Origin of the sequence: Flavobacterium jumunjinense (genome assembly GCF_021650975.2) — a bacterium.
Lineage (GTDB): Bacteria > Bacteroidota > Bacteroidia > Flavobacteriales > Flavobacteriaceae > Flavobacterium > Flavobacterium jumunjinense.
Genome location: NZ_CP091285.1, coordinates 3,515,135 through 3,528,966, shown reverse-complemented (window position 1 = coordinate 3,528,966; position 13,832 = coordinate 3,515,135). Strand labels below are relative to the sequence as shown.

At 30.2% G+C, this 13,832-nt stretch carries 14 protein-coding genes; 11 read left to right on the top strand and 3 right to left on the bottom strand.

Translation table 11 applies throughout. The annotated features are described in order from the left end of the window. Window positions 1–59: 59 nt before the first annotated feature. A complete protein-coding gene (locus tag L2Z92_RS15925) occupies window positions 60–317 on the bottom strand; it encodes a hypothetical protein (protein ID WP_236455454.1) in 258 nt (85 codons plus the stop codon). A 34-nt stretch (window positions 318–351) separates the two neighbouring features. Continuing rightward, entirely contained in the window at window positions 352–1,722 is a 1,371-nt protein-coding gene (locus tag L2Z92_RS15920; RefSeq protein ID WP_236455452.1) for a M20/M25/M40 family metallo-hydrolase, read from the bottom strand. Between the two features lie 165 nt (window positions 1,723–1,887). On the opposite strand from L2Z92_RS15920, the gene L2Z92_RS15915 reads away from it, so the two are divergent. From L2Z92_RS15915 to creD, 9 genes are all read left to right on the top strand, one after another. Continuing rightward, entirely contained in the window at window positions 1,888–2,514 is a 627-nt protein-coding gene (locus L2Z92_RS15915; RefSeq protein WP_236455449.1) for a hypothetical protein, read from the top strand. 31 nt (window positions 2,515–2,545) lie between these two features. After that, complete coding sequence (locus L2Z92_RS15910; protein WP_236455448.1) at window positions 2,546–3,205, top strand: YiiX family permuted papain-like enzyme; 660 nt, start codon at window positions 2,546–2,548, stop codon at window positions 3,203–3,205. A 2-nt stretch (window positions 3,206–3,207) separates the two neighbouring features. Further along, window positions 3,208–3,858 (top strand): SanA/YdcF family protein, encoded by a 651-nt coding sequence (locus tag L2Z92_RS15905; protein ID WP_236455446.1) that lies wholly within the window; start codon window positions 3,208–3,210, stop codon window positions 3,856–3,858. A gap of 40 nt (window positions 3,859–3,898) precedes the next feature. Further along, the gene (locus L2Z92_RS15900; protein ID WP_236455445.1) at window positions 3,899–4,195 is read left to right on the top strand and encodes a winged helix-turn-helix domain-containing protein; all 297 of its coding nucleotides are present in this window, start codon (window positions 3,899–3,901) and stop codon (window positions 4,193–4,195) included. A 40-nt stretch (window positions 4,196–4,235) separates the two neighbouring features. Further along, window positions 4,236–4,742, top strand: a complete 507-nt coding sequence (gene xrtK, locus L2Z92_RS15895) for an exosortase K (protein WP_236455444.1) — start codon at window positions 4,236–4,238, stop codon at window positions 4,740–4,742. Next, window positions 4,739–7,531, top strand: a complete 2,793-nt coding sequence (locus L2Z92_RS15890) for an MSEP-CTERM sorting domain-containing protein (RefSeq protein WP_236455443.1) — start codon at window positions 4,739–4,741, stop codon at window positions 7,529–7,531. Before xrtK ends, L2Z92_RS15890 begins: the two co-directional genes overlap by 4 nt. A 48-nt stretch (window positions 7,532–7,579) precedes the next feature. Further along, window positions 7,580–8,047, top strand: a complete 468-nt coding sequence (locus L2Z92_RS15885) for a Coq4 family protein (RefSeq protein WP_236455442.1) — start codon at window positions 7,580–7,582, stop codon at window positions 8,045–8,047. Between the two features lie 100 nt (window positions 8,048–8,147). Continuing rightward, window positions 8,148–8,801: a DUF1361 domain-containing protein gene (locus L2Z92_RS15880; protein ID WP_236455441.1), complete on the top strand. Its 654-nt coding sequence runs from the start codon at window positions 8,148–8,150 to the stop codon at window positions 8,799–8,801. Between the two features lie 320 nt (window positions 8,802–9,121). Further along, entirely contained in the window at window positions 9,122–10,483 is a 1,362-nt protein-coding gene (gene creD / locus L2Z92_RS15875) for a cell envelope integrity protein CreD (RefSeq protein WP_236455440.1), read from the top strand. Between the two features lie 183 nt (window positions 10,484–10,666). Here creD and L2Z92_RS15870 read toward each other — a convergent pair whose 3' ends face one another. Next, the gene (locus L2Z92_RS15870) at window positions 10,667–11,329 is read right to left on the bottom strand and encodes a hypothetical protein (protein ID WP_236455439.1); all 663 of its coding nucleotides are present in this window, start codon (window positions 11,327–11,329) and stop codon (window positions 10,667–10,669) included. Window positions 11,330–11,875: 546 nt separating this feature from the next. Between L2Z92_RS15870 and L2Z92_RS15865 the strand changes: the two genes are divergently transcribed. Together L2Z92_RS15865 and L2Z92_RS15860 are read left to right on the top strand one after the other, a co-directional pair. Beyond that, window positions 11,876–12,346, top strand: a complete 471-nt coding sequence (locus tag L2Z92_RS15865; RefSeq protein ID WP_236455437.1) for a T9SS type A sorting domain-containing protein — start codon at window positions 11,876–11,878, stop codon at window positions 12,344–12,346. A 15-nt stretch (window positions 12,347–12,361) separates the two neighbouring features. Then, on the top strand, window positions 12,362–13,741 hold the full coding sequence (locus L2Z92_RS15860; RefSeq protein WP_236455435.1) for a collagen-like domain-containing protein: 1,380 nt from the start codon (window positions 12,362–12,364) through the stop codon (window positions 13,739–13,741). Window positions 13,742–13,832 lie beyond the last annotated feature (91 nt).

Genomic DNA, 13,832 nt, shown 5'->3' with positions numbered 1-13,832 from the left:
ACACAAAAAAGCATCCTAAAGAAAAATAGGATGCTTTTTTGTGTATAATACTCCATTCTTTACTCTTCTTCTATTTCATTAATTTGATTTTTATTCTTTGTGTTTTTGATTAGCTTACTTCCAAACTTACTGAATTTATAAAGTAACCAAGAAAACAATAAAAAAACTAAAGTAAGACCTAGATAATACCCCGTAAAATAAACTAAATCACTTTCAGTATGTCTTGTATAAAACAAATTATTTATAAAACTTAAAACCAATACTAAAAATATAAAAAAGCAAATAACTTTAATCAAATAACCTAAAAGAGCTTTCATTCAATGTTTTTTATATTAAATTAATATGCGTTATTTAATCAATTCCATGTTGATCAAACAAATAAAGTAGCGATGCCATTGTTGCAGCACCTAATTCTAATTCGCGTTTGTTTATAGCATCAAAAGTATCATTTGCAGCATGATGATAATCAAAATAACGTTGAGAATCGGGTTGTAAACCTGCTTTAACAATATGTTTTGATTGCAATGGTCCAATATCTACACCTGTATGACCTATTGCAAAATAATGAATTAAATAAGGTTCAAATAAGCTTTTCCAGTTACTAATTTTTGCAAAATTTGCTTCATCAGCATCAATAGAAAAACCTCTAGGAGAAAAGCCTCCAGCATCACTTTCTAAAGCAAAAATATGATTTTCATTAGCTTCACTTGCCAATTCAGCATATTTTTCACCTCCTCTATTTCCGTTTTCCTCATTCATAAACAAAACTACACGAATTGTATTTTTTGGTTTATATCCTAAGTTCTTAAAAATAGAAGCTATTTCCATACTCTGCACTACTCCTGCTCCATCATCATGAGATCCATCACCCAAATCCCAAGAATCTAAATGACCACCGACAACCATGATTTTATTAGGGTTTTCAGTTCCTTTAATTTCTCCAACAACATTATAGGACAACACATCTGCATGCGTTTCGCAAGATTGTTTAAAATAAAATTCTAAGTTGGGGTTTTCCTTTAATGAATCGCTCAATAAATTAGCTCCATTAGTACTAATTGCAGCTGCTGGAATATACATTTCTCTAGGTAAATCTCCATAATTTGTATTCCCTGTATGAGGAAAATCATCTAAACGTAAATTCATCGATCGTACAATAACACCAACAGCACCTAATTTCGCAGCTTCCCTTGCTCCAGAAGAGCGTTGATCAATGCAACCTCCATAGGCTCTAAATGTTTGAATATGAATTGGCGTCATTGGTCTATTAAAAAAAACAATCTTACCTTTCACTTTATCTTCACCCATCTCAATCATTTCGTCAATTCCTTGAACTTCTATAATATTTGATTTTAATCCTTTTTTAGAAGTAGCTACAGAACTTCCTAAGGCACAAATAGGTACATTTATTTTCTTTCCTTTTATTTCAATATAAGCTTGTTCTTTTTCTCCTCTAACCCATTTCGGAACCATTACTTCTTGAAGAAAAACGCGATCAAAGCCTAACTTTTCTAATTCTCCTTTTGTATAATCAACAGCTAAGGCAGCCGATTTTGACCCTGACAATCTTGATCCTATTGTATTTGATAAATAATCTAACCAATCATAACACTTTGATTTTGTTAAAGCAGTTTCATAAATGTTGTTCAGCATTTTTTCATCTTCAGTTTGACTATAAACGAACAAACTACTCAGTAAAAATAAAGTTATAACCTTTTTCATTATTAATTATTTATGTGTTATTCTAAATATATAGGGCTAAAAATATTACAATTATTCCACAATAAAAATTTATCAAAGGATTAAAACATTCTTTTAACAAAAGCAAAAAAAACATTTGGTCAATTTAGAAATTATGTTTTACTTTGCAATTCAAAGTACTTTAAAATGGAATCAAGTAAATATTTAAAAGACATACAAGATATTAAAGAAATGATGAGTAAATCTACTCAATGTTTATCTTTAAGTGGACTTTCTGGTGTATTAGCAGGTATTTATGCACTAATTGGTGCATGGCTTGCTTATAGAACTATTTATTTTGATTACTCTGTAAGTGGATCGTATAAAGGTTTAGTTATATCTCAAAATGCTGTTTATAAACTATTTGCAATTGCACTTGGTGTTTTAATAGCCTCAATAATAACAGGAGTTTTTTATAGTATTAGAAAAGCAAAAAAACAAAACGAAACAATATGGAACTCAGCTTCTAGACGTTTATTGATCAATTTTAGTATTCCATTAGTAACAGGTGGTTTTTTTATTATTTTCTTAATCGAAAAAGAAATTTTTAGTTTAATTGCACCACTAACTCTTATATTCTATGGTTTAGCTTGTGTAAATGCAAGTAAATATACGCTACGAGATGTTCGTTATTTAGGTATAACCATTATTATAATTGGTTTGCTTTCCACTTGGTTTATTAATTACGGACTTCTATTTTGGGCATTAGGATTTGGTTTTTGTCATATTTTATATGGTAGTATTATGCATCTTAGATATGACGGAAAAAACTAGAAGTTAGAAAATAGAGTATAAAATAATGAAAATGAAAAAAACATATATATTACTTACTGTTACTGCTTTTTTGGCAATGTCATTTTTATATATGTCAAACCAAGTAGCTACTTCTTTAAAATTAATTAAAGAAAGCACTCAAAATAGTTTTAAAGACGGTGACATTATCTTTCAAACTTCAGAATCGGCTCAATGTGAAGCAGTACAAATAGCAACTAATTCAAAATTTTCTCATTGTGGCATTATTTTTATCAAGAATGAGGAAACCTATGTGTATGAAGCTGTTCAACCTGTAAAAATGACTTTATTGAGCGAATGGATTCAGCATGGTAAAGACCATAAATATGCTGTAAAACGTTTAAAAAAAGCAGACAAGCAGCTGACTAAAGAAGTTTTACAAAAAATGAAATTAGTTGGTAAAACGATGGATAATAAGGATTATGATTTGTATTTTGAATGGTCAAATGAAAAAATATATTGTTCGGAATTAGTTTGGAAAATATATAAAGAAGGAGCAAATATTGAATTATGTGCTACTAAAAAATTAAAGGAATTTAACTTGAATCATCCAGCAGTACAACAAATCATGAAACAACGCTATGGAACAGCAATTCCTTATGATGAAAATGTTGTTGCTCCATCTCAATTATATGATTCTGAATTGGTAAAAACAATATTTGACAATTATTAAAAATGGCAATTAACAAGACGTTAAAAAAAATAAGTAAATATTCTCTGTTGGTTATCGTTTTAACAGCAATAATCATCGTATTAGCTAATTATACCATTCAGAAAAATGCAAAAAATAAGGTGTTTTCAGATGCCAATTTGATACAGAAGAACAAAGTAGGCTTAGTACTTGGCACCTCTAAGTATTTAAGAAATGGTACTGTAAATCTCTATTTTAAATATAGGGTAAATGCAACGCTTGAGCTTTTTAATAACAATAAAATAGAATATATTCTAATTAGTGGTGACAATAGTAGTGAAGGCTATGATGAACCAACCGATTTTAAAGAAGAGCTAATTAGTAATGGAGTTCCAGAAAATCGAATATTTTTAGATTATGCAGGTTTCAGAACATTAGATTCTGTCGTTAGAGCAAAGCTGGTTTTCGGATTAGATAGTTTTACCTTAATTTCGCAAGAATTTCATAATGAAAGAGCTTTATATTTAGCTACAAAAAACGGAATCAATGCTGTTGCCTATAATGCGAAAGATGTTTCTAATAGATATGGAATAAAAGTAAAAATTAGAGAATATTTTGCCAGAACAAAAGTTTTTATAGACATCCTTTTTAAGGTGAAACCTAAGTTTCTTGGGCCAAAAATCGAAATAGTATAAATTGACACTATAATTTTAAAATAATAAAACAACCTAGTTTGTGAAAAACATCATTCAAAATATTAACAAAGCCTTTGATCACCGAATTCGTTTGGGTATCATGTCGATTTTAATGGTGAATGAAAATGCTGACTTTTCAACCTTAAAGGAGCTATTAGGTGTAACCGATGGAAACCTAGCCAGTCATGCTAAAGCATTAGAAAGCGAAAACTATATTACTGTTGAAAAACAATTCATTGGTAGAAAACCCAACACAAAATACATTGCAACAAAAGAAGGAAAAAAAGCGTTTCAAGAACACATTGAAGCACTTGAAAAATTAATATCAAATACATAAATCTATTTTTTTACCCATCAACTTTGAAAAACAAAGTACTATGAAGACAAACAACAATAAAACACACATCGTTCTACTCCTATTCCTATTTGTATTTATAAAATTTCTATTTGCGATAGCAACAGTAGATGAAATTCGATATTTTATATATCCAATTTCTAAAATAATTGATACTATTACTAATACACATTCTGTTTACGTAGTCACCAAAGGATATTTTAATGAAAACTTAAATTTTGTAATTAATAAATCATGCTCTGGAATTAACTTTTTCCTCATCTTTTTAGTAAGCATATCCTATCGTTATTATTTAGAAAAAAATAAACCATCATCAGCAAAAAATTTAATTATTTCGATTCTATTAGCTTTAATAGCTACGTTATTAGCTAATTCATCTAGAATACTCTGTAGCATCACAGCTCCTACTTTCTTTAGCTTCAATCTTGACTTATTGCATCAAATTCAAGGAACGCTTGTCTATCTATTCTTTCTTCTATTTTCATATCTATTATTTGATTATTTATTAAAAAACAAAATTGCAAAATGAAAAATCTACTAAACCCTAAATGGATACTTTTTTTAAACAGTATTCCTTTGTTAATCTTATCGTTTATTTTGTATAATGATTATAGCATCATAAAATCATTACTCGATGAAGAAACACATAGCCTTTGGTTTCAATTTAGCAGTGCCTTAACATTGCTTTTTGTTGGAAACCTTGCTTTTGCAATTTATCATTATATTAAAAAAATAGAACTCAATTATAACTATGCAATTTATTCTAGTATATTTTATCTTGTGTATTTGTATTGCTATTTTCAACATCTTAATGAAATAGTACCATCAACAATACCTGATTGGATGATTTCTGGAAATTTATTCCTACACATGGGTACCTTCATAATGCCTACGTTAATTCATTCCATATTAATTTTCACATTGATTTTTACAAAAGATATTGATAAAGCAAGTGCTTTAAAGAATTTTCTTGCGCTAATAGCTATTCCAATTATTACCTATTTGACTAGTCAAATTGGATTGCCAATTTTGCATCAAATAGATACTAATTTTTCTATACATTTTATCATAATCGCATTTATATTAACCACATTTCTATTCCTTTTCTTCTTAATACGTTTATTCTATATTCTAATTTTAAAGAAAGGAAACGCATGGAAAAAATATCAATTAGCATGGAAAATTCCAGTTTGCATACTATTTCCGATACTTGGATTACTAATTAATAATGGTGTTTCTTCTTTCTCGCAATTATTTGTAAATACTAATGGAATCTTTGGTAACTTTTCATCGCCTTGGTTCTATCTTTTTGCCTTAGTTAATGGTGTTTTATTATGCTTACCTAAATTTAAAAATTATCGATTAGAACTACTATTATTTGCACTTAAAACAATTTTATTCACTTATATAGTATATTTCTTTTTTGTATTTCTTCCCTATTTGCCTTTTGCGCTTCTAGCAATAATCGCATTAGGAACAGGCTTTTTAATGTTAACACCAATCATGATTTTTGTGATACAGTCCATTCAATTGTATAATGATTTTAACGGTTTAACTAGCCAATTTTCTAAAAAAACACTTCTAATTATTGCAGTTGTAGCCTTTAGCGTGCTTCCTGCAACAATCACTTTCAGTTATATACAAGACAAATCTGTAATTAAAGAAGCATTAGAATATGTCTATAATCCTGATTTTGAAAAAGAGTATAAAATCGACATCCATTCGCTAGAAAACACACTATTTTCTATTAAAGCTAGTAAAAAGAGTAAAGACGCATTCGTTTTTGGAGAAAACTTACCTTATTTGAATACGTACTTCAATTGGCTCGTTTTAGATAATCTTACTTTATCGGATACTAAATTGAACTATATAGAAAGAATTTTCTTTGGAGAGAAAAATAAGTCTAGAGAATTTTTAAATAGATCTACTACTAAAGATAATGTAACCATTACAAAAGCAAATTCTAATAGTGTCTATAACGAAAAGCAACACGCTTGGAAAAGTACAATCGACTTAGAAATTACCAATCATGATCGTGATTTATCCGAGTATGCTACAAAAATAAATCTTCCTGAAGGTTGTTATATTAGTGATTATTATCTTTATGTAGGTGATAAAAAAGAATATGGATTATTAACGGAGAAAAAATCGGCACTTTGGGTTTTTAACAATATTAGAAATGAAAATAAAGATCCAGGTTTACTCTATTATTTAAACAAAAATACGATTGCTTTTAAGGTGTTTCCTTTTGCAATAAACGAAACAAGAAAAACTGGAATTGAAATACTACATAAAGAACCTATCTCTTTAACGATAGACGATGAGAATTTTACTCTTGGTGATTCCTTACAACGCAATAACAATTTAGAAACAAAAAATGCTTTTTATGTAACTGCAACTGCTAAGAAAAACTTACAAAAAGTAATTCGTAAGCCTTATTATCATTTTGTTGTTGATGCGTCAATAGATATTAGCAATAAAGCAACAATATATACTGACATTATTGAAGATATAATCGAAAAACAACCTTTAGAACACAAAAGTAAGATTAGTTTAATAAACAGTTATACAGAAACTTTTGATTACAATTCAAATTGGAAAAAAAATAACACAAAAAACACCTTTAAAAACGGTTTTTATTTGGATAGAGCAATAAAAAATATTCTGTTTGAAACCTATAAAAAACAAAGTATTGAAACCTATCCAATCATCGTTGTGCTTTCTAATAATTTAAACAAAGCTATAATAGAGAATAACTTTTCAAATTACACCAGTAATTATTATGAATCTGAACTTTTCTATACAATAAATGCTGATTATGAAATCACATCGCATTCATTAGTCAACAATCCATTAGAAACTGTAAATAAAGTAAGTTCGATTCCTTCAAAAAACACCATTTCCTGTTTAAAATATGAACAGAATGGACAAACCTATCTACTAAAAGACAATAATCAATTAAGCGTTCTTCCCAATGCAACAATAGATTTCGATAATGCATCAAACAAAAATTGGGAAAACGGAATAAAAATGCAAACGCAATACCTTCATTCTATTTTTCATCCGAAAGAATATCAAAAAGAATGGATTGAACTAATTAGAGCAAGCTTTGCGTCTCATATTATGAATCCATATACTTCTTTTATAGTAGTTGAAAATGAAGCTCAAAAAGCAGCATTACTTAGCAAACAGCAAAAGGTATTATCTGGAAACAAGGCTCTGGATTTAGATGAAGAAACACCGCAAATGTCAGAACCTTCTCTTCTACTATTATTAGCTATAGTTTTACTATTCTTTTACTATAAAAAAATACATTAAAAAGGGGAAACCCTTTTTTTATCTAAAAACTTTGAAAAACAAAGTACTATGAAAACAACAATTAAAGAACGAATAATAGCCTACTTGTATACAGTAGCGAAAATTCCTTATCAATATTTTTTCAAAAATCATAAACCATGGGAAATAAACATCCAATCGTTGTTAGAACACCAAACAAACACGCTTGGGTATCAATTAGGTCACTTCTTTAAGATCAATCAATTTGAAATTCAAGAAAGCCTTGAAGAACATGATGTTTTACACGTGCTTGCCAATATTGGTACTACGGTTAAAGACGAACTCTATTTGCAATTCTATCTTTTAGGCAACGGAAAAAAAAGCCTCTTTTTATTATTGGTAATTACAACAGGTATACTTTTCTACCAATCGGAATATAAGAACTTTTACAAGCAATACAAAAGAGGACAAAAAGCACATCGTTTTTATGATTCAGACTTTCAAAAAATGTTAAGCCTTCCAGTTTCAGAAATTAAACAAACTTTTAATATACAATAACTATAAAATTGCCATTAACATCAAGTTTGCTGCAAACAAAAACACCTATAAATAAAAAGCGATACTGTATATGACCGCTAACAATTAAATTTTTACATCTATGAAAATTATCATTAATGCTTACTTATCAAATAAGAAAACAAACGGTTTACTCCTACTTTTGTCTATCTATTGTGGTCTATTATTACTTTTTAGAGCAAAAATAACACAGTCAATCTTCTATTTCTTTCTAGTTTGGAATTTATTTTTAGCGGCTGTCCCTTATTTGGTGCTCACGTTTGCTAAACAAAAAATTCAACTCTTAGAAAATGTAAAATCGAGAGCACTACTCTTTATTGTTTGGCTATTATTTCTACCCAATTCGTTCTATATTTTAACCGATTTTGTACATCTAAAGAAAGGAAATCCAGAACTCTTTTGGTTCGATTTGGTTTTACTTTTCTCATTTGCAAGCCTTGGTTTTCTTTTTGGGTTACTTTCCTTAAAAGAATTCAAAAATTGTTTCTCACTTTTCTATTCTAAAACAATTATTACCTATTCCATTCCTATGATCTGCCTTTTAAGTGGTTTCGGAATCTATTTAGGTCGTTTCCTCCGTTTCAATAGTTGGACTATTATTACCAATCCGTTTCAATTACTAATAGATTCTTTTCAAACACTTCTTTCATTCAAGGCAATACTCTTTTCTGTTTTATATGGAAGTCTCATTTATCTTACCTATCAAATTAAGAATCATTTAAATGAACGAGCATAAAGAAAAAATAATATCCGACAGAAACTTAGCAAAACTCTTAGCCCTTCTTTCCTTTAGTATCGGCACTTTCCTTTTGGTATTGTTTTACATCACAAAAAATGAAATAATAATCATTATTGGGTTCTATTATGTTATAACTGCCTTGCTTTTCAATAGTATCGTTTTTATCAATTTAATTTTCAATCTAATTGTTTATAAAACAATGTATTGGTTTCAACTAAAAAGCACTTTCATTTTATTACTCAATATTCCAATTACACTTTTATATCTCAAAATAGTCTTTCAACAAATATAAAATCAATTCATTAAAATCATAACACATGGAAAATCCTATTCAAAATCAAAACCCAACACCAAACCCAAAATCAGCTTTTCTACAAAGCAATACAGCCAAAATGATTATGGTTGGTGTGTTAACGCTATTCTTATTAATCCCTTTAAACCTAGTTCAAAATCTAATTCGAGAACGTTCGGAACGCAAGAATGAAACCACACTCAACGTCAACCAAACTTGGGGAAGTCAAATACATTTTTATGGACCAATACTTCAAATTCCCTACAAAACTTATACAGAAACTGTCATTGTCGATGCTATCACAAAAGAAAAAACAACGCAAAAGAAAGCCATTATTCAACAAGCCTTTTTTTTTCCAGATGATTTGCACAATACTACTACCATTGAAAAAGTAGACGATATTAATCGTGGACTATATAATCCTATTGTTTTTAAAGCCAATATGAAATTTAATGGAAGTTTTCAAAACATCAACTTTAATAAATTAAACATCAATACAGAAGATGTACTTTGGGACAAAGCCTCCATTATAATTAAAACCACCAATCTAAAAAGTATCAAAAGCGATTTGAAAATTGGTGTGAATGAAACTTATTACAGTTTAGAATCAAAAACAAACGAAGATGATTATTTTGGCACATTAGAAACAGATGCTTTCACCTATAATCCAGGTCAAAAAATGGACTTCAATTTCAATATGAATTATAACGGAAGTAATAGTGTTCAATTCATTCCCATTGGAAAAACAACCACCACAAATATAAACGCCAATTGGAATTCACCCAACTTCATTGGTAGTTTTGCTGCCAACAATAGTACTAAGAAAATAACCAATCAAGGTTTTCATGCCGATTGGAAAATTCTTCACATAAACCGACCTTTCTCACAACAATACACTAATAAAATACCAAAATTAACCAACTATTCCTATGGTGTAAAACTAATTGAAACAGTAGACGAATACCAACAAAACGAACGCGCTTCAAAATACGGATTCCTAGTAATTGGTCTAACATTTCTAATTTTCTTTCTAATACAAACCATCAGTAAGAAAAGCATCCATATTTTCCAATATACAATGATTGGCCTTGCCTTAATTATGTTCTATACCCTATTAATTTCCATTACAGAACATTCTAGTTTCACTATTGCCTATGCTGTGGCAGCAAGTGCTGTAATCATCATGTTACTACTCTATTCAATTTCGGTATTAAAAGAGAAAAAATTCCCACTATTAATTGGGGCTTCATTAACCGTTTTGTATAGTTTTATCTTTGTAATCATTCAATTAGAAAATTATGCCTTATTGGTAGGAAGTATTGGACTATTCCTAATTTTAGGAGCAGTAATGTATTTCTCACGAAAAATAGATTGGGGAAATAATTAAAAGCACCACAACTATTTTCGGTAACACATTCCTCCTGCTGTTCGCTCTATCTTTTAAACCTATCAGGTTTTAAAACCTGATAGGTTTAAAAGGATGCCACTTCCATCAGGGCTATAAAACACAAAACCAGATACAAATTACTTCATTTGTATCTGGTTTTACAATTTAATGCAGTACAAAATCTTAAATTGGAGAAAAAATAATTACTAATAAAAAAAACCATTGCAAACCAAGAACAATTAAAATAGAATTTCTACTAGGCTCCGAAATATCATATAAAGCAGTAACTAATTTGTTTTTTATAATTTCAGAAAAAGAAATAGTATCACTAGAAAAGTCAACATCATTAAGACTAATTTTTTGTAATCCGAAAGTAACAATACGTTTCATCCATTTATTATCCGATTCCGTTTTAACCTGATTCATTAATTTCAATTTAACCATAGAGGCATCAGCTCCTTTTCGAATTAAGTAGGGTTGTTTCTCTTGAAATTTTGAAAGTATCTTGTCTATAAAAGGTTCAATATAACCTTCCGATTTATCCTTCAAAATTTTATTAATCAACTTTCCAATGATATACTTGTTACCAAGTGCAAAAATGAAACCAGGAGATACTACAATTAGTACAAACAAAATACTCGATAAAGGTTTCGTTACAAACATTAACCCTATAAAAGGAATAGCGCTTACATGCCCAGAATGACCTGCATCTATATCTTTACCTATAAAAATTAAAGCTACAATGAAAACAATAATTGTAGAAATTGTCCCTAGAACATTTATCTTCAACCAACTAAAAGCTGCTGTAGATGATAATTTTGCAAAATACTTTAAACTTTCTTTCATTTATTTATTTAATATGTTATTAATTGTGACCAATATAACTCATTTTTTTAAAATTGTTCTATTTCTCACACATTGAAAATCATCAATCATCTTTGTTAAAATAATAGAAGCTCAATTTAAATTCAAAAACACTTCTTTTATTAAACAACCTCTAATTAAACACGAATTTTATTTAAACCCCATTGTTTATCGATAAAAAGATTAGAATCAACAGCATGAGTAATTTCTACTGGATTTAAAAACCCTGTTGAAAAGATTGTACAGTTAGTTATGTTTGTGAAAATGAAAAACTATAACAAAACAATAATAAAATTATTTTTTTTCGCACATTTTAAAATTGTTCTTTTTCAGTTTGTGAATCTTTTGATTTAATAGTTTGTTTCTTTTATAATTGAGCGTTTACAAAATTTTAACATTCATAATGATTTAATATTTTAACAAAAACTACAATAAAAATGTAACATTTTGATTAAAATTAACAAAAAAATATGTTTTTATTTGTTAAAAATTTATTAATTTTGGTAAAACCTTAAAACTTAATAGTATATGAAAAAAACTTTGACATTATTATTTTTAATCTCGTTGTCCTCAGTTTTCGGCCAAGAAGGATTTGTTCTTTCTGGAGGAGATGCAACAGGCTCCGGTGGCTCTGTTAGCTATTCTTACGGGCTAGTCTTTTATGAGACTGTTAATGGGACAAATGGAGAGCTATCTCAAGGAGTGCAACAATCAATAGAGATTTACTCGTTATCAACACCGAGTAATTCAGTTGCTATTAACTTAGCTATGTACCCTAATCCTGCAGTTTCTCAAGTAACGCTGGATTTGAATTTTACTCAGTTTCAAGATGTAATGAAATATGAGCTATTTAACGTGAATGGAAAACTACTTAAAACAGGAACAATTGTATCAAATCAAACAAATATTGATCTTGATATATTGCCAAAAGCAACTTATGTTCTAAATGTTATTACATCAAATAAATTACTAAAATCATTTAAACTTATTAAAAAATAACTAAAACATTATTATATGAAAAATAGAATTCTACTTTTTGCATTTTTATTAATAGGTATGGTTACCTATTCACAATCGCCAGATGGATTTACTTATCAAGCAGTAATCAGAGATGCTGGAGATGCTATAGTTACTAGTTCGCCAATTGGAATGAAAATTAGCATATTACAAACAAGCGCTAGTGGAACAGCTGTTTATGAAGAAACACAGACACCAACATCTAATGCAAATGGATTAGTAACGTTGACTGTTGGCTCAGGAACAGTGGTATCAGGTTCATTAGCAACAATAGACTGGTCAGCAGGGCCTTACTTTATTAAAACAGAAACAGATCCTACAGGAGGAACGAGTTACTCGATATCTGGTACAAGCCAGATGATGAGTGTTCCTTTTGCACTCTATGCAGCAAATTCAACACCAGGTCCACAAGGACCAGCTGGATTAGATGGCGCTGACGGTTTAGATGGTGCAACTGGACCAATGGGACCACAAGGGCCTGCTGGATTAGATGGTGCTGATGGTTTAGATGGTGCAACTGGGCCACAAGGGCCACAAGGACCAGCTGGATTAGATGGCGCTGACGGTTTAGATGGTGCAACTGGACCAATGGGACCACAAGGGCCTGCTGGATTAGATGGTGCTGATGGTTTAGATGGTGCAACTGGACCACAAGGGCCACAAGGACCAGCTGGATTAGATGGCGCTGACGGTTTAGATGGTGCAACTGGACCAATGGGACCACAAGGACCAGCTGGATTAGATGGCGCTGACGGTTTAGATGGTGCAACTGGGCCACAAGGACCAGCTGGATTAGATGGTGCTGACGGTTTAGATGGTGCAACTGGACCAATGGGACCACAAGGACCAGCTGGATTAGATGGTGCTGACGGTTTAGATGGTGCAACTGGACCACAAGGGCCACAAGGACCAGCTGGAACTTATACTGCAGGTACAGGTATTGACATAACAGGTAGTGTAATCAGTGCTACAGGTTCAGGAGCAATGCCAGAATATGCATACGCAAACATCGGAAACGCAAGTGTTTTGGGAGCACAAACATTAACAGCAGTCGCTCCAGCAGGAACTTATGTAAATGGTGTTGTAATGAATGGATCATCCATCACATTACATGCAAATAAAATGTATGAAGTTAGTGTAGCTTTTTACATCTACAATGCAACAGGTGGACATACTTTCAGATTGAAAGATGCAACAAACAATCAATATCTTGCAACTGAACTTTATTTTGGACAAGGTGGGTCGGATATTTCATACAACATTTCAACAACAAGCTGCTTGATTAAGCCTACAACGGACATCAATTTGGAACTTGAAAAAACACAAGGAACTGATGTGAATTTAATTGGTAAAATTATAGTAAAAGAAATAAAATAATTAAGGTTAACTTTACAAAGAAAACCAACAGTAATTAATGTATCACAATAAATAAAAGAGGCTGTCTAAAATAGACAGCCTCTTTTACATT

Coding starts and splice junctions, on each gene's coding strand:
- L2Z92_RS15880 (WP_236455441.1), top strand. CDS start 8,148: ATGAAAATTATCATTAATGCTTACTTATCAAATAAGAAAACAAACGGT.
- xrtK (WP_236455444.1), top strand. CDS start 4,236: ATGAAGACAAACAACAATAAAACACACATCGTTCTACTCCTATTCCTA.
- L2Z92_RS15870 (WP_236455439.1), bottom strand. CDS start 11,329: ATGAAAGAAAGTTTAAAGTATTTTGCAAAATTATCATCTACAGCAGCT.
- L2Z92_RS15920 (WP_236455452.1), bottom strand. CDS start 1,722: ATGAAAAAGGTTATAACTTTATTTTTACTGAGTAGTTTGTTCGTTTAT.
- L2Z92_RS15915 (WP_236455449.1), top strand. CDS start 1,888: ATGGAATCAAGTAAATATTTAAAAGACATACAAGATATTAAAGAAATG.
- L2Z92_RS15890 (WP_236455443.1), top strand. CDS start 4,739: ATGAAAAATCTACTAAACCCTAAATGGATACTTTTTTTAAACAGTATT.
- L2Z92_RS15910 (WP_236455448.1), top strand. CDS start 2,546: ATGAAAAAAACATATATATTACTTACTGTTACTGCTTTTTTGGCAATG.
- L2Z92_RS15885 (WP_236455442.1), top strand. CDS start 7,580: ATGAAAACAACAATTAAAGAACGAATAATAGCCTACTTGTATACAGTA.
- L2Z92_RS15905 (WP_236455446.1), top strand. CDS start 3,208: ATGGCAATTAACAAGACGTTAAAAAAAATAAGTAAATATTCTCTGTTG.
- L2Z92_RS15925 (WP_236455454.1), bottom strand. CDS start 317: ATGAAAGCTCTTTTAGGTTATTTGATTAAAGTTATTTGCTTTTTTATA.
- L2Z92_RS15865 (WP_236455437.1), top strand. CDS start 11,876: ATGAAAAAAACTTTGACATTATTATTTTTAATCTCGTTGTCCTCAGTT.
- creD (WP_236455440.1), top strand. CDS start 9,122: ATGGAAAATCCTATTCAAAATCAAAACCCAACACCAAACCCAAAATCA.
- L2Z92_RS15860 (WP_236455435.1), top strand. CDS start 12,362: ATGAAAAATAGAATTCTACTTTTTGCATTTTTATTAATAGGTATGGTT.